Raw genomic sequence first — 16,329 nt, forward strand, 5'->3', positions numbered from 1 at the left:
ACCCGCGCCCGATGATCTGCGTACAATCCCGCTCCTGTCCGCCCTCGATGGCGGCAGCTCAGACCACAATAACTACAGAGGAAGGCCTGGTCATGTACGCAGTACTGGTCACCGGCGGTAAGCAATACCGCGTGGCGCAGGGCGAAAAGCTCCGCATTGAAAAGCTCGAAGTCGAAGTCGGCAGCGAGATCAAGTTTGACAACATCCTGATGCTGGGTGACAGCGACGGCGTGAAGCTGGGCGATGCGCTGAAGGGCGCTGCCGTCACCGCCAAGGTCCTGTCCCAGGGTCGTGCTGACAAGGTCCGGATCATCAAGTTCCGTCGCCGCAAGCACCACATGAAGCGTCAGGGTCACCGTCAGTACTACACCGAAATCGAGATCACCGGCATCGCCGGCTAAGCATCAGGAGAAGCAGTCATGGCACATAAAAAGGGCGTAGGCTCCTCGCGCAACGGTCGCGACTCCAACCCGAAGTACCTGGGCGTCAAGATCTTCGGCGGCCAGGCCATCGAAGCCGGCAACATCATCGTGCGTCAGCGCGGCACCCAGTTCCACCCGGGTTCGGGCGTTGGCCTGGGCCGTGACCACACCCTGTTCGCCCTCGTGGACGGCAAGGTGGAGTTCTCGGTCAAGGGCGCCAAGAAGCGTCGCACCGTCAGCATCGTCTCGGCCGACGCCTGATCCAGGCATCGCCGGCACCCGTGCCCCGGCATGGGAGTGCTGCATGAAGAGCCCCGCTTCGGCGGGGCTTTTCGTTAGAGTGGACGCAAGACCGGCCAGGCCGGGCTGCCGGCCATCGGCAGGCATAACATTCAAGGCGGCGGCCGGCAGGCCGCGCCCATCGCAGGCATCGAAACAATGAAACTGGTAGACGAAGCAGAAATCGAAGTGTTCGCCGGCAACGGCGGCAACGGCTGCATTGGCTTCCGTCGCGAGAAGTTCATTCCGCTCGGCGGCCCGGACGGCGGCGACGGCGGTGCGGGCGGCAGCGTGTATATCCGCGCCGATGAAAACCTGAACACCCTGGTCGACTTCCGCCATGACCGCATCTTCAAGGCGCAGCGCGGCGAGAACGGCATGGGCCGCCAGGCCTATGGCAAGGGTGGCGAAGACCTGACCATCACCGTGCCGGTCGGTACCGTGGTGATCAACGTGGCCACCGATGAAGTCATCGGCGACCTGACCCAGCACGGCGATCGCCTGCTGGTGGCCAAGGGCGGTCGTGGCGGCCTGGGCAACATGCACTTCAAGAGCTCGACCAACCGCTCGCCGCGCCAGGCGTTGCCGGGCGAGCCGGGCGAGGAGCGCACGCTGAAGCTGGAGCTGAAGCTGCTGGCCGATGTCGGCCTGCTGGGCTTCCCCAACGCCGGCAAGAGCACCCTGATCCGCGCCGTTTCGGCGGCGACGCCGAAGGTGGCTGATTACCCGTTCACCACGCTGTACCCGAACCTGGGCGTGGTGAAGGTGGAGAACTACCGCAGCTTCGTGATCGCCGACATTCCGGGCCTGATCGAAGGCGCGGCCGATGGTGCCGGCCTGGGCGCGCAGTTCCTGCGCCACCTGCAGCGCACCCGCCTGCTGCTGCACCTGGTGGACATCTCGCCGATGGAAGGTGGCGTGGACGGCATCTCGCCGGTGGAGCAGGTGCGTGCGATCGAGCGCGAGCTGGAGAAGCACGATCCGGAACTGCTTAAAAAGCCGCGCTGGCTGGTGCTGAACAAGGCTGACCTGATGTTCGAAGACGAGGCGCAGGCCGCGGCCGAGCAGATCGTTGCCGAGCTGGGCTGGAAGGAGCCGTGGTTCCTGGTCTCCGCACTGGGTCGCGAAGGCACCTTCCCGATCATGAGCCGGATCATGGCCTTCTTCGATCGCCAGAAGGAAGAAGAGCAGGAAGCCCGCGACGCGCAGTAGAGTCGACCGCTGGTCGACTGGCGTTGATAAAAACCCGGCTTCGGCCGGGTTTTTGCTTGGTAGTGCCGGCCGCTGGCCGGCAATCCGGTGAACCGCCGGCCAGCGGCCGGCACTACCGGATCGCAGGCAACAAAAAACCCGGCCGAGGCCGGGCTTTTGTCTGCAGCCCAACCCCGGAGGGCAGGGCGGCAACGCCGGATCAGGCGGCCTTGAGGGCCTTGATGCGGTCGTTCAGGCGGCTCTTGTGGCGAGCAGCCTTGTTCTTGTGGATCAGGCCACGCGCGCTGAAGCGATCCAGGATCGGCTGGGCAACGGCGAAGGCGGCTTCGGCGCCGGCGGCATCGTTGGCGTCCAGCGCCTTGATCACTTTCTTGACAGCGGTGCGCAGCATCGAGCGCTGAGCCACGTTGCGCGCGTTGCGCACGACGGTCTGCTTGGCGCGCTTCTTGGCGGACTTGATATTGGCCACGGTGGTGGTTTCCTGAAAAATCGGTGTTATGGGAACAGCAAGCTAGCTAGTATGATGGCGTAAGAAATGCACGTCAAGTCGATTGTCAAGAGGGACGCTGAGTGAGTTCACCCAAGTTGTTGCGGGGCCTGCTGTCGTTCAGCAGCATGACCATGGTCTCGCGCGTTCTCGGACTTGTCCGGGACTTCGTGGTGACCACCACGTTCGGCACCAACGCCATCACTGATGCTTTCTGGGTCGCCTTCAGGGTACCCAATTTCCTGCGGCGTTTGTTCGCCGAAGGCTCTTTCGCCACCGCTTTCGTGCCCGTGTTCACGGAAGTGAAGGAGACCCGCAGCCACGCCGAGCTGCGTGAACTGATGGCCCGCACCGCCGGCACCCTGGGCGGGGTACTGATGCTGGTCACCGCACTGGCGCTGATCTTCGCGCCGCAGCTGGCCTCGGTCTTCTCCAGTGGTGTTGATACCGATCCGGTCAAGCAGGGCCTGCTGGTCGACCTGTTCCGCCTGACCTTCCCGTTCCTGTTGTTCGTGTCGCTGACCGCCCTGGCCGGCGGTGCGCTGAACAGCTTCCAGCGCTTCGCGATGCCAGCGCTGACCCCGGTCATTCTCAACCTGTGCATGATCGCCGGCGCGCTGTGGCTGGCGCCGCGGCTGGGCGGCACGCCGGAAAAGCAGATCCTGGCGCTGGGCTGGGCGGTGCTGGCGGCCGGCATCCTGCAGTTGCTGTTCCAGCTGCCCTCGCTGAAGGGCATCAACCTGCTGACCCTGCCGCGCTGGGGCTGGCGCCACCCGGGCGTGCGCAAGGTGATGACGCTGATGGTGCCGACCCTGTTTGGTTCCTCGGTGGCGCAGATCAACCTGCTGCTGGATACGGTGATCGCGGCCAAGCTGACCGACGGCTCGCAGTCCTGGCTGTCGCTGGCCGACCGCTTCCTGGAGCTGCCGCTGGGCGTGTTCGGCGTGGCGCTGGGCACGGTGATCCTGCCGGCGCTGGCCCGCCACCATGTCAGCACCGACCGCGAGGGCTTCTCGCGCTCGCTGGACTGGGGCCTGCGCATGACCCTGCTGATCTCGGTGCCGGCCATGCTGGGCCTGCTGCTGCTGGCCGAGCCGCTGATCGCGACCATCTTCCAGCACGGCCAGTTCAGCGCCTTCGACACCCGCATGACCGCGCTGTCGGTGTACGGCCTGAGCTTCGGCCTTCCGGCATTCGCCCTGCTGAAGGTGGTGCTGCCGGCCTTCTACGCCCGCCAGGACACCAAGACCCCGGTGCGCGCCGGTGTGGCGGCACTGGTGGCCAACATGGTGTTCAACTTCGCCCTGCTGGCCGTGCTGTACCAGGTGATGGTGCCCGACGAGCTGAAGGCGCAGGGCGTGATGGCGGCCATCGGCAAGCAGCCGGGCCTGCACCTGGCACTGGGCATCGCCAGCGCACTGTCCAGTTACCTGAACCTGGGCCTGCTCTGGTACTGGCTGGGCAAGACCGACGTCTACCAGCGCCGGCCGGGCTGGGGCGGCTATCTGCTGCGCCTGCTGCTGGCCTGTGCGGCCATGGTTGGCGTGCTGCTGGCCCTGCTGCACTGGCTGCCAGGCTTCTCGGCGATGAGCGTGTGGGAGCGGATCGGTGCCCTGGCGTTGCTGGTCGGCGGCGGCGGCGCGACCTACGCAGTGGCCATGCTGGCGATGGGCTTCCGCCCGCGCGACCTGCGTGGGCATTGATCGCGGCCAGTGACGGCTATACTTCAGGGTTACACCATTGAAGCGGCGGCCCCGGTCGGGCCGGAACGAGAGTTGATGAGCAGGCTGTTCAGAAGCGTCGAGGGCGGGGAGCTGTTCCCCAACGGAAGCGTGGTCTGTATCGGTGCATTCGACGGCCTCCACCTGGGCCATCGTGCGCTGGTCCGCCACGCGGTCGCCCGCGCGCGCGCCTTGGGCGTGGCCGCAGTGGCCGTGGCGTTCGAGCCGCTGCCGCGTGAGTTCTTTTCCCAGGGCACGCCGCCGCCGCGGCTGACCCTGGCGCGCAGCAAGGTCGAGATCCTGCGCGAGCTCGGCGTCGATGCGATCGGCCTGCTGCGTTTCGACGCGGCGATGGCGGCGATGCCGGCCGAGACCTTCGTGCACCAGTTGCTGGTGCAGCGCCTGAGCGCGCGCGAGGTGTGGATCGGGCCGGAGTTCTGCTTCGGCAACCGCCGCCGCGGCGATCTGGCCCTTCTGCAGCAGATGGGCGCCGAGCTGGGCTTCAGCGCCGGCGAGATCGAAGCGGTCGACCTGCATGGCGAGCGCATTTCCAGCACCCGCATCCGCCAGCTACTGCAGGACGGCGATTTTGCCCGCGCCAACGACCTGCTCGGCCGCCCCTACGCGATCAGCGGCCGGGTGGTGCGCGGTCGCCAGCTTGGCCGTACGCTGGGCTTCCCCACCGCCAACCTGCGCTTCCCGAAGACCCCGGCGCTGTCGGGCATCTACGCAACCTGGGTGCATGGTGTGTTCGACCAGCCGTGGCCGTCGGTGTCCAGCTTCGGCACCCGGCCGACGGTGGAGGGCGTGGAGCCGCTGCTGGAAGCCCACCTGTTCGATTTCCAGGGCGATCTGTACGGTCGCCACATCGACGTGGAGTTCGTCACCAAGCTGCGAGACGAAGAGAAATTCAATGATCTGGCGGCGCTGACCGACCAGATGCACCGCGACGCCGAACAGGCGCGCGCCATCCTTTCCGAACATAGATTGCGAGCTACTGCGTGAGCCAGGACTACAAGACCACCCTGAACCTGCCAGCCACCGAATTCCCGATGCGCGGCGACCTGCCCAAGCGCGAGCCGGGCATTCTGGCGCGGTGGGAAGCGCAGGGGCTCTACCAGCAGCTGCGCGACAACGCCGCCGGCCGTCCGCTGTTCGTGCTGCATGACGGCCCGCCATACGCCAACGGCCGCATCCACCTGGGCCACGCGGTCAACAAGATCCTGAAGGACATCATCGTCAAGTCGCGTTACCTGGCCGGCTTCGATGCGCCCTATGTGCCGGGCTGGGACTGCCATGGCCTGCCGATCGAGATCGCGGTCGAGAAGAAGTGGGGCAAGGTCGGCACCAAGCTCGACGCCGTCGAATTCCGCCAGAAGTGCCGCGAGTTCGCCGAAGAGCAGATCAACATCCAGCGCGTGGACTTCAAGCGCCTGGGCGTGACCGGTGACTGGGACAACCCGTACAAGACCCTGAGCTTCGACTTCGAAGCCAACGAGATCCGTGCGCTGTCCAAGGTCGTGGCCAACGGACACCTGGTGCGTGGCGCCAAGCCGGTGTACTGGTGCTTCGACTGTGGCTCGGCGCTGGCCGAGGCCGAGATCGAGTACCAGGAAAAGGAATCGCCGGCGATCGACGTCGCCTACGCCGCGCGTGACGCGCAGGCCATCGGCCAGGCGTTCGGCGTGAGCGTGCCGGCCGACGTGGAAGTGGCGGTGCCGATCTGGACCACCACGCCGTGGACGCTGCCGGCCTCGCTGGCGGTGTCGCTGGGTGCGGAGATCAACTACGTGCTGGCCGAGGGCCCGGCCCACAACGGCAAGCGCCGTTGGCTGGTACTGGCCGCCGCGCTGGCAGAGCGCGCGCTGCAGCGCTATGGCGTCGAGAACGTGGTGCTGCACGGTGAAACCACCGGCGCGGCGCTGGAGAACCAGCTGCTGGCGCACCCGTTCTACCCGGACCGCGAGATCCTGGTGCTTAACGGCGACCACGTCTCCGATGAGGACGGTACCGGTGCGGTGCACACCGCCCCTGGTCACGGCCAGGAAGACTTCGTGGTCAGCCAGAAGTACGGCCTGCTGGACAAGTACAACGCCGGGCAGGTGACCCCGATCGACGGCCGTGGCGTGTACCTGGAATCGACCCCGCCGGCCGGCGAGGTGGTGCTGGCCGGCCAGCACCTGTGGAAGGCGCAGGAGGCCATCGTCGGCGTGCTGCGCGACAACGGTTCGCTGCTGGCCTTCCACCCGATCCGCCACAGCTACCCGCACTGCTGGCGCCACAAGACGCCAGTGGTGTTCCGTGCCACCCCGCAGTGGTTCATCTCGATGGACAAGGCCAACCTGCGCAGCGATGCGCTGGCCGCGATCGACACTGTCGGCTGGTTCCCGACCTGGGGCAAGGCGCGCATCCAGAGCATGGTCGACGGTCGCCCGGACTGGACCATCTCGCGCCAGCGCACCTGGGGCGTGCCGATCGCACTGTTCACCCATCGCCAGACCGGCGAGATCCACCCGCGCTCGGTGGAGCTGATGCAGCAGGTTGCCGACCGCGTCGAAGCCGAGGGCATCGATGTGTGGTACTCGCTGGACGCCGCCGAGCTGCTCGGCGCCGAAGCGGCCGACTACGAGAAGGTCACCGACATCCTCGACGTCTGGTTCGACTCGGGGGTGACCCATGAAGGCGTGCTCGCCGCGCGTGGCTTCGGCAAGCCGGCCGACCTGTACCTGGAAGGCTCCGACCAGCATCGTGGCTGGTTCCAGTCCTCGCTGCTGACCGGCGTGGCGATCGACAAGCGCGCCCCGTACAAGCAGTGCCTCACCCATGGTTTCACCGTGGACGAGCATGGCCGCAAGATGTCCAAGTCGCTGGGCAACGGCATCGAGCCGCAGGACATCATGAACAAGCTGGGCGCGGACATCCTGCGCCTGTGGATCGCCTCGGCCGACTACAGCAACGAGATGTCGCTGTCGCAGGAGATCCTCAAGCGCAACGCCGACGCCTACCGCCGCCTGCGCAACACCGCGCGCTTCCTGCTCGGCAACCTGGACGGTTTCGACCCGGCGCTGCACCTGCAACCGCTCGAGCAGATGGTCGCGCTGGACCGCTGGATCGTGCATCGCGCCTGGGAGCTGCAGGAGAAGATCAAGGCGGCTTACGACGGCTACAACATGGCCGAGATCGTGCAGCTGCTGCTGAACTTCTGCAGCGTGGACCTGGGCTCGCTGTACCTGGACGTGACCAAGGACCGCCTGTACACCATGCCGACCGATTCACACGGTCGCCGTTCGGCGCAGAGCGCGATGTACCACATTGCCGAGGCGTTCACCCGCTGGGTCGCGCCGATCCTGACCTTCACTGCCGACGAGCTGTGGGGTTACCTGCCGGGCGAACGTGCCGGCCATGTGCTGTTCACCACCTGGTACGACGGCCTGGCGCCGCTGCCGGCTGATGCCCAGCTCAACGCCGCCGACTTCGACCAGCTGCTGGCCGTGCGCGAACAGGTGGCCAAGGTGCTCGAACCGATGCGTGCCAACGGTGCGATCGGTGCCGCGCTGGAAGCGGAGATCACCATCGCCGCCAGCGAGGAGCAGGCCGCGCGCTGGCAGCCGCTGGCCGATGAACTGCGTTTCCTGTTCATCAGTGGCGACGTGCAGGTGCGCCCGGCGACCACCGACGAGGTGTTCGTCAGCGCCCAGCCGACCACCAAGGCCAAGTGCGTGCGCTGCTGGCACCACCGCGCCGACGTCGGCAGCAACGTCGACCATCCGGAACTGTGCGGCCGCTGCGTGAGCAACGTGACCGGCGCCGGCGAAGTGCGGAGCTGGTTCTGATGGCCGCGCCCCGTCCGCATCCGAATGCCCTGGTCTGGCTGCTGCTGTCGGCGGCCGTCATCGGCCTGGACCAGTGGTCCAAGGCCTGGGTGCTGTCGAGCCTGCCGGAGTTCCAGCCGGTGGTGGTCATCGACGGCTTCTGGAACTGGTACCGCACCTACAACACCGGCGCGGCATTCAGTTTCCTGAGCGACGCCGGTGGCTGGCAGAAGTACTTCTTCACTGCACTGGCGATCGCCATCAGCGGGCTGATGGCCTGGTGGCTGCGCGGCACCGCCCGTGGCAACTGGAAGGCCGCGGTGCCGTATGCACTGATCATCGGTGGCGCCATCGGCAATGTGATCGACCGCCAGGTGCACGGCCACGTGGTCGATTTCATCCAGTGGTACGTGGGCAGCTACACCTGGCCCTCGTTCAACATCGCCGATTCGGCCATCGTGGTGGGTGCCATCGGCATCGCCCTGTTTGGCCTGTTCGACGGCAAGTCCGCCAAAAAGGCGGATAATGCCAACCCGAAACCGTAAGCCGGCCGCTGCCGGGAGATTGAACTGATGGATGTGCTGCTCGCCAACCCGCGTGGTTTCTGTGCCGGTGTCGATCGTGCGATCGAGATCGTCAAGCGCGCGATCGAAACGCTGGGCGCGCCCATCTACGTCCGCCATGAAGTGGTGCACAACCGCTTCGTGGTCGACGACCTGAAGCAGCGCGGCGCGATCTTCGTCGAAGAACTCGACGAGGTTCCGGACAACAACACGGTGATCTTCAGCGCGCATGGCGTCTCGCAGGCCGTGCGCCAGGAAGCCGAGCGCCGTGGCCTGAAGGTGTTCGATGCCACCTGCCCGCTGGTGACCAAGGTCCACTTCGAAGTCGCCCGCCACTGCCGTGCCGGCCGTGACGTGGTGCTGATCGGCCATGCCGGTCACCCGGAGGTGGAAGGCACCATGGGCCAGTGGAACCGCGAAGCCGGTACCGGCCAGATCTACCTGGTCGAGGATGTCGAGCAGGTCGCGACGCTGCAGATCAACCAGCCGGAAAACTTCGCCTACACCACCCAGACCACGCTGTCGGTGGACGATACGCGCGGCATCATCGATGCGCTGCGCGAGCGTTTCCCGGCGATGCAGGGGCCGAAGAACGACGACATCTGCTATGCCACGCAGAACCGCCAGGACGCTGTGCGCGACCTGGCCAAGCGCTGCGACCTGGTGCTTGTGGTCGGCTCGCCGAACAGCTCCAATTCCAACCGTCTGAGCGAACTGGCCCGCCGCGAAGGCGTGGAGTCGTACCTGATCGACGGTGCGCACGAGATCGACCCGGCGTGGGTGGCGGGCAAGCAGCACATCGGCGTGACCGCCGGCGCCTCGGCACCGCAGGTACTGGTCGATGGCGTGCTGGCGCGCCTGGCCGAGCTGGGTGCCACCGGCGTGGGCGAGCTGGAAGGCGAACCGGAATCGATGGTGTTCGCGCTGCCGAAGGAACTGCGTTTGCGATTGGTTGACTGACCGGGCCTGGCGCTGGTGGGTGCGAACCTTGGTTCGCACACCTTTGGCATGCACTGCTGGGCGCACCGCCCATGACCTTTGGCCATGGGGCATGGGCACCGCACAGGCCTAGCATCGGAGGATTCTCCGCTGCTGGAAGTTGCCGATGAAGACCCGAGCCCTGGCGATGTCGTTGCTGTTCGCGCTGGCCACCACGCCCGCGCTGGCGCAGGCCTCGCCATCGGGTGATGCCGCAGCCCCAGGACTGCTGCGCATCGATGTAGACGCGCGTGACCTGGCCCGGCGCATCTTCAAGGTGACCGCCACCGTGCCGGCCAAGCCCGGCCCGATGACCCTGCTGTACCCGCAGTGGATTCCCGGCAACCATTCACCCACTGGCCCGATCGACAAACTGGCCGGCCTGCGTATCACCGCCAACGGCAAGCCGCTGGCCTGGCAGCGCGACCAGTACAACGTCTATGCGTTCAAGGTGGACGTGCCCGAGGGCGTCAGCGAGATCGTCGCCCACTTCGATTTCCTGTCCTCGCAGGGTGGCAGCCAGGGGCGTGTGGTGATGACCCCGGAGATGCTCAACCTGCAGTGGAATGCCAACTCGCTGTATCCGGCCGGCATCGATGCACGGCAGCTGCAGACGCAGGCCAGCGTGACCCTGCCCAAGGGCTGGTCGTTCGCCACTGCGCTGGAAACCGCACGCCACGACGGCGACACCGTGGTGTTCAAGCCGATCTCCTATGACCACCTGGTCGATTCGCCGCTGTTTGCCGGCGAGCATTACCAGCGCATCGATCTCGATCCGGGCGCGAAGGTGCCGGTGCACCTCAATGTGTTTGCCGACGAAGCCAAGTCGCTGAAGCCGAGCGAGGCACAGATCACCCTGCACCGCGCGCTGGTGCAGCAGGCCGACAAGCTCTACGGTGCGCGTCACTACAACCACTATGAATTCCTGCTGGCGTTGACCGACCGTCTTGGTGGCATCGGCCTGGAGCACCACCGTTCCAGCGAGAACAGCGCCGAACCGGGTTACTTCACCGAGTGGGACAGCAACGCCTGGATGCGCGATCTGCTGCCGCATGAGTACACCCATTCCTGGAACGGCAAGTACCGTCGCGGCGCGGATCTTGCCACCGCCAACTTCAACACGCCGATGGGCGACAGCCTGCTGTGGGTGTACGAAGGCCAGACCCAGTTCTGGGGGCAGGTGCTGGCGGCGCGCTCGGGGCTGTGGTCGGTCGCGCAGGCACGCGACATGCTGGCCAACGTGGCCGCGACCTATGACCGTGGTCGCCCAGGCCTGGCGTGGCGGCCGTTGCAGGACACCACCAACGACCCGACCATCGCGCAGCGCCGCACGTTGCCGTACCGCAACTACCAGATGAGCGAAGACTACTACTCCGGCGGCCAGATGCTGTGGCTGGAAGTGGAAGGCAAGCTGCGCGAACTGAGCGGCAACCGGCGCAGCCTGGATGACTTCGCGCGTGCGTTCTTCGGCGTCGGCAACGGTGACTGGGACGTCAATCCCTATACCTTCGAGGACGTGGTGGCGACCTTGAACGGCATCGCGCCCTACGACTGGGCGACGTTCCTGCGCGGGCGCCTGGACGGCCACGGCGCGTTGACCGGGGGGCTGGAGCTGGCGGGCTGGAAGCTGGTCTACCGCGATACCCCGAACGACGCCTACAAGGCGCAGGAGAAGCGCGCCAAGGCCGCATTGCTGGCGTACTCGCTGGGTGCGACGGTGCTCGACAACGGTACGGTCGGCGACGTGATCTGGGACAGCCCGGCGTTCAACGCCGGCCTGGCGCCCGGCATGAGGGTGATCGCGGTCGGCGGCCGCGAGTACAGCAGCCAGCGCTTGAAGGACGCGGTGGCGACGGCGGCCAAGGACAAGGCGCCGATCGTGCTGCTGGTGAAGCAGTTCGATCGGATCGACACGATGAACATCGACTACCACGGTGGCCTGCAGTATCCGGTGCTGGAGCGCATTGCCGGCAAGCCTGACCGCCTGGCGGAGCTGTGGAAGCGGCGATGAAACAGCGCGCCGGCGACGGTGTGATCCTGTCGATGGCAATCCTCGCCATCATCGGCGCGTTCCTGCCCGGTGACGGGCGCTGGCTGCATTGGCTGGCGAAGCCGGCGACCACGTTGCTGATCGCGGCCATTGCCTGGCGGGTGCGTGATCCTGCGCAGCCGTCCTACCGGCGCGCGGTGCTGGCCGGCATGCTGCTGTCGTGCGTGGGTGACATCGCGCTGATGCTGCCGATGGACGCGTTGAAATAGAAAAAGGGGACGGAGGGGATTAAGTCGTATGTGCCTTGGTGCGGTCTGCGACTTAATCCCCTCCGTCCCCTTTTTGCGTTGACTATCGTCGGTTCGCCTTGCCGGAACGGCCCTGTGCGTCGAACGAGAGGCGGGCGGACTGGCGATCGCCGGCGACCTCGTCCGGCAGCCACACCAGCTTGCCGCCCTTGCGCACGATCACATAGACGTGGCCGACGTCACCCGGCGTGGCCATCAACGCGTTGCGCTGCGCCTGCAGCGCCTGGGCGACGCGTGGCACCGCCTCGAAATCGATGTTGGCCAGCGCCGTGCTGCTGCGGCGCAGGGTGATGGTGGGCGCGAAGCGCTGCGGATCGACGGGGTCGCCCTTGCGCCACTGGCCGCGCTCGAAGTGGTAGCTGTCCACGTGCGTGGGTTGCTGCGGATCGACCAGGTCCAGATTGATGCGGCCGTCGTCGTAGAAGTGGATGCTGTGGAACACCGTCAACCGGTGCCCGGCCAAGGCTGGCATCTGTTCCAGTGCCTGGCGGGCGGCCAGCAGGTAGTCCGCATCGAACAAGCGGTTGCTGCGTTCGGGAACCGGCATCGACCGCGGTTCGGGAATCGGTGCGAGCGAAGCAGGCCTCTCGCGCGGTGGAGTCGCGGTGTTCGGCGTGGTTGCGCGGTCATCCTGCACCGAATGGCCCATCGTTTCGGCAAGGGTCTGCAGTGCCCCGCCGGCAACGGCGACGCCGGCCAGCAACAGCAGCACCATCGAAAATACCAGTCGCGTCGAGGGGGGCTGCTTCATACACCCTCCAGGCGAACGTTGCCGCGATCTTCCGGGTCGTAAAGCAGCGTGACCTGCTCGCGCGGAAGGTTGGCCAGCTCGATCAACGGGATGAAGCGACGCACGCTCACCTGCTGTACGCCACCTTCGCGGTCGATGTACTCCAGCTGGAACTCCACCTGCGGCTGCTCGTTGAGGTAGGTGCCGGTCTGGCGCAGCTTCAGCACCTTCGCACCCACGCCGATGCCGCGGTACTTCAGCGCGTCTCCGCGTGCATCGGCCTGCAGCAGGCGCCCCAGGACGCGCAGGCCCAGGGCGTAGCCGCACAACACCAGCGGGCACACCAGCAGTGGGTGGCCGAAGGACAGGAACGTCCAGCCCAGGCCCTCGCTCTGCAGCCGATAGGCGAGCACGTAGGCGCTGGCAACCACGACGATGCCGATGACCGCGCCGGCGCCGCGGCGCCAGAGGCTGGCGACATCCAGTTCGGGCTGGGCGCCGTCCAGCACCACGTTGGGGAACGCGCCCGGTTCGCGGCTCAGGCGTACCTCGATACGCTTGCCGGCCACGAAACGCTGCAGTTGCGGCTTGCTGTCCACCACCAGCATCTGTTCGTTGATGGGCGTGCCGGACAGGTTCTGGAAGCCCAGCTGCAGCTTCCACTGCGCGAAGCCGCGCACGTGCACGCCGGTCTGCTCGGCCTGTTCGATCAATGCGTCGCGCGCTTCACCGTCGGCCAGGATCGAGCGCACGCGGTGCAGGGCACGCGGCGGGCCAAGCAGCAGGTAGTGCAGGAAGGCGAGCAGCAGGGCCAGCCACAGGATCAGCGACAGCGCGAGCAGCAGCAGGGCCAGCCATGGCGCGCTGCGGTCGGCCAGTGGCACCGGCCACGACGTGCCGAAGTAGAGGATGCAGGGGAAGGGCAACGCGAAGAACAGCAGGAACGCGCCCCAGAACCAGAGATAGGCCTTCATGGGGTGGTGGGGACCGATGGAACAGGGCGCGTAGGGTACTACGCTCAGCGGATCTGCAGGGTCAGCAGGAAGTAGCGGCCGAGTGGATCGTCCAGCCCCGGCATCTGGCCGCCATTGCCGACCAGGTAGTTCACCGGTTGCGTGTCGAGCACGTTGTGCACGTCCAGCGCGGCGACCACGCGCGGCCCCAGCCGCCTTGCCAGATGCAGGTTCCAGCGCAGCTGCCGCGGATTCATGCAATGGTTCTGCTCGCGATGTTCCTCCGGGCATTCCGCACCGGGCAGCCAGGCACGCGTGCGTCCCACCTGGTTGCCGCGCAGGGCGATGTCCCAGTTGCTGTTCTGCCACTGCACATTGAGCACGGCGGCCATCGCTGGCGTGACATGGCCACGCAGGTCCACCGTCGCTTCGTGGCCACGCTCGCGGCGCAGTTCCTGCTGTTTCAATGCATCGACGGAGAACAGCCACTGGCCGGTGCTGCGGGTGTCGATGTGGTACTCCCCGCGCAGAACAAGGTTGCGCGACGTGGTGCGCCCGATGTTGTCGAACGACAGGCGCAGGTTGTACAGGCGTCCATCCTCGTCCAGCTCCCACGTGCTTGAGTTCCACACTGCGTCGGCCGGTTGCAGGGCCAGGATTTCATTGCGCAGCTCGACGATGTTGTGGGTCAGCGACAGCGAAAACGCATCGGTCGGTGTCCAGGTCGCACCCAGGGAATGGCTGCGCGACCGCTCCGCTTTCAGCGCATCGTTCTCCACCACGTCCACGGTTACGCTGCAGCGTCCGTTGCCGCTGCTCTGCGCGCAGTCGGGCAGCGCGCTGGAGGCGGGCAGTTCGATCGCGCCGAAATAGCCCGGCGGCCGCCGTTGCTCGAACAGGCTGGGGGCCCGGTAGCCGCGCCCGGTGGCAAGCAGGAATGACCACTGCGGTGTCGGGCTCCAGCGTACGCCTACGCGTGGCGAGAAAGCCTGGTAATCGCCATCGCGGTCCCAGCGTGCCGCCAGGTCCATGCGCAGCGTGCGCGCCAATGGCAGGCCGAGTTCGGCGTAGGCACCGCCACTGCGGCGTGACAGGTGGCGTTGTTCCTGCGGCAGGCCCAGTGCCAGGTCGCCCTGGCTCAGCAGCGCGTCGGGATGCGACGTCCAGCGTTCCTGGCGCAGGTCGATGCCGGTGGCCACTTGTGCAGCACCGCCGGCCAATGGCATCAACTCGCGCTGCATGCCCCACCAGCCCTGCCACTGCTCGGTGCGCCCGCGGTTGCGGATCGACGGGAACAACTGCGCGGCGGTCTCTGCCGGCAACGAGGTGAAGCCGGGCAGGAAATCCAGCGTCTCCGCCGCGCGCAGCAGCGGTTCGGCACGCACCGTACCCGACGTGGTGAGGGTGACATCGCTGCGCTGTGCGCTGATGCCGGCATCCCAGCTGCGGCGGCCCTGGTCGCGGCCGATGCCGAAGGTGACGTCGGCATCGGTGGCTCGTACATGCGGACGCACGTTGCCGGCTTCGCGCAGCACGCTGTTGAAGGTGAACCCATAAAGTCCGATGGCTACGGCGGTCGGGCCGAGGTCGAAGCGCTGCCGGTTGTGGCTGGCTCGCGCCTCGGCGTAGGCATAGCGACCTTCGCCGCGCTCATGCCGATAGCGCAGGTAGGCCGAGGCGGTGTCCGAGGCCGGTTGCAGCGAACGCGGGCGTGCGCTGTCGAACCAGCAGGCACCATCGCGCCGTTTCAATGGCCCTTCGCAGCGCTTTGCCGGCCAGTAGCGCCCATCGCGGAACGCGCCGATCAGGTACTGCGAGGTTTCCGCATGCCATTCGCGGCGATCGCCGGCCACGTGGTCGATGCGGTGCAGGTCGACGCCAGCGAACCAGCGGTCCCCTCCGTCGCGCACGCCGCCGGTGGCCGCCTGCAGGCGATACTGGCCGGCGTCGCCGCGCCCGCTCAGGCCGGTCTGCAGCATGGCTTCAGGGCCATCGGCCTGGTCACGCAGGATGATGTTGACCACGCCGGACATCGCGTCGGCACCATAGATGGCCGACGCACCGCCACGCACCAGTTCGATGCGCTCGACGAAGCTGAGCGGGATGCCCCCCAGGTCGGTCAGCCCGCCCTGTTCCAGCGACACCATTGGATAGCGTGGCAGGCGCCGGCCATTGACCAGGAACAAGGTCGCACGCGGACCCATGCCGTCCAGGCTGGTGGTGGTGGCCGCACCCACCGGCAGGTACTGCGAATCGCCACTGCGCGAGGTGCTCATCGCCGGGTGGCCGTTCATGCCCGGCAAGTGCCGCAGCAGGTCGAACAGGCTGCCGTAGCCGCTGCGCAGGATGTCATCGCGGTCGATGATGGTCACCGGCAGCGTGGTCTGCACAGAGGTGCGCGGCAGCCGGCTGCCGGTGACATGGATCGGCGCCAGCTCCACCTGCGGCGGCGTCTCGGGCATCCTGGCCGGCGACGGTGCCGCGGGCATCGCGCGCGCCGCGACCGGCGGTGGCGATGGCGGTGCCGGCCGGGTGCGGCGGACGACGAATCCGCCGGCAGGCGTGCGCAGGATGGTCACCGGCATGCCGGCGACCAGTTCCTTCAGGGCTGCGGCCGCATCGCTATGGCCATGGGTGCCGGCCGTGCGCAGGCCGTCCAGTTCACGCGCATCGAACAGCAGGGCGATGCCACTCTGGCGCGCCCATTGCTGCAGGGCAGGTGCGAGCGGGCCTGAACCCACATGGACCTCCAGGGTGCCGGCCTGTTCGGCGGCATCGGCAGAGGGCTGCGCGGCGATGCTCAGCGCGAAGCAGAACAGGGTGCGGAGCACCCCCGCCCGCAGCGCGCCCGGTACTGCCTTCACTGCAGGCCTC

13 protein-coding genes and 1 pseudogene are annotated in these 16,329 nt (G+C 66.9%); 10 read left to right on the plus strand and 4 right to left on the minus strand.

From position 1 onward, the window contains the following. Positions 1-92 precede the first annotated feature (92 nt). The 3 genes from rplU (at position 93) to cgtA (ending at position 1,913) form a co-directional block, all read left to right on the plus strand. A complete protein-coding gene (rplU, locus tag ACMGRF_RS03880) occupies positions 93-401 on the plus strand; it encodes a 50S ribosomal protein L21 (protein ID WP_005408557.1) in 309 nt (102 codons plus the stop codon). An 18-nt stretch (positions 402-419) separates the two neighbouring features. Continuing rightward, positions 420-683 carry a 50S ribosomal protein L27 gene (gene rpmA, locus ACMGRF_RS03885; protein ID WP_005415704.1) on the plus strand — a complete coding sequence of 88 codons (264 nt, stop codon included), beginning with the start codon at positions 420-422 and terminating at the stop codon, positions 681-683. Between the two features lie 177 nt (positions 684-860). After that, positions 861-1,913, plus strand: coding sequence for an Obg family GTPase CgtA (gene cgtA, locus ACMGRF_RS03890; RefSeq protein ID WP_049413749.1), 1,053 nt, complete (start codon positions 861-863; stop codon positions 1,911-1,913). A gap of 199 nt (positions 1,914-2,112) precedes the next feature. Here the strand turns inward: cgtA and rpsT are convergent, their stop codons facing one another. Further along, positions 2,113-2,382, minus strand: a complete 270-nt coding sequence (gene rpsT / locus ACMGRF_RS03895; protein ID WP_005408560.1) for a 30S ribosomal protein S20 — start codon at positions 2,380-2,382, stop codon at positions 2,113-2,115. Between the two features lie 116 nt (positions 2,383-2,498). Between rpsT and murJ the strand changes: the two genes are divergently transcribed. From murJ to ACMGRF_RS03930, 7 genes and pseudogenes are all read left to right on the plus strand, one after another. Beyond that, a complete protein-coding gene (murJ, locus tag ACMGRF_RS03900; protein ID WP_180881028.1) occupies positions 2,499-4,103 on the plus strand; it encodes a murein biosynthesis integral membrane protein MurJ in 1,605 nt (534 codons plus the stop codon). A gap of 75 nt (positions 4,104-4,178) precedes the next feature. Continuing rightward, positions 4,179-5,126, plus strand: coding sequence for a bifunctional riboflavin kinase/FAD synthetase (locus ACMGRF_RS03905; protein WP_049413753.1), 948 nt, complete (start codon positions 4,179-4,181; stop codon positions 5,124-5,126). Further along, positions 5,123-7,954 (plus strand): isoleucine--tRNA ligase, encoded by a 2,832-nt coding sequence (gene ileS, locus ACMGRF_RS03910; protein WP_312546736.1) that lies wholly within the window; start codon positions 5,123-5,125, stop codon positions 7,952-7,954. Before ACMGRF_RS03905 ends, ileS begins: the two co-directional genes overlap by 4 nt. Further along, entirely contained in the window at positions 7,954-8,478 is a 525-nt protein-coding gene (gene lspA, locus ACMGRF_RS03915) for a signal peptidase II (RefSeq protein ID WP_049413756.1), read from the plus strand. The genes ileS and lspA overlap by 1 nt, the downstream gene beginning before the upstream one ends. 27 nt (positions 8,479-8,505) lie before the next feature. Next, complete coding sequence (ispH, locus tag ACMGRF_RS03920) at positions 8,506-9,456, plus strand: 4-hydroxy-3-methylbut-2-enyl diphosphate reductase (RefSeq protein WP_049439172.1); 951 nt, start codon at positions 8,506-8,508, stop codon at positions 9,454-9,456. Between the two features lie 145 nt (positions 9,457-9,601). Beyond that, on the plus strand, positions 9,602-11,485 hold the full coding sequence (locus tag ACMGRF_RS03925; protein WP_414485649.1) for a M61 family metallopeptidase: 1,884 nt from the start codon (positions 9,602-9,604) through the stop codon (positions 11,483-11,485). Then, positions 11,482-11,724: pseudogene (locus ACMGRF_RS03930) on the plus strand (lysoplasmalogenase family protein); the annotation flags it as partial. The gene ACMGRF_RS03925 and the pseudogene ACMGRF_RS03930, both read left to right, overlap by 4 nt. A gap of 91 nt (positions 11,725-11,815) precedes the next feature. Here ACMGRF_RS03930 and ACMGRF_RS03935 read toward each other — a convergent pair. The 3 genes from ACMGRF_RS03935 to ACMGRF_RS03945 are packed head-to-tail and all read right to left on the minus strand — an operon-like array spanning position 11,816 to position 16,319. Then, positions 11,816-12,523 (minus strand): hypothetical protein, encoded by a 708-nt coding sequence (locus ACMGRF_RS03935; protein ID WP_111096422.1) that lies wholly within the window; start codon positions 12,521-12,523, stop codon positions 11,816-11,818. Further along, a complete protein-coding gene (locus ACMGRF_RS03940; protein WP_180881012.1) occupies positions 12,520-13,476 on the minus strand; it encodes a hypothetical protein in 957 nt (318 codons plus the stop codon). Before ACMGRF_RS03940 ends, ACMGRF_RS03935 begins: the two co-directional genes overlap by 4 nt. Before the next feature lie 44 nt (positions 13,477-13,520). Next, on the minus strand, positions 13,521-16,319 hold the full coding sequence (locus tag ACMGRF_RS03945) for a TonB-dependent receptor plug domain-containing protein (RefSeq protein WP_414485650.1): 2,799 nt from the start codon (positions 16,317-16,319) through the stop codon (positions 13,521-13,523). Between the last annotated feature and the right edge of the window lie 10 nt (positions 16,320-16,329).

It is taken from the genome of Stenotrophomonas sp. EMP41 (assembly GCF_047495535.1).
In the GTDB taxonomy this organism is placed as follows: domain Bacteria; phylum Pseudomonadota; class Gammaproteobacteria; order Xanthomonadales; family Xanthomonadaceae; genus Stenotrophomonas; species Stenotrophomonas sepilia.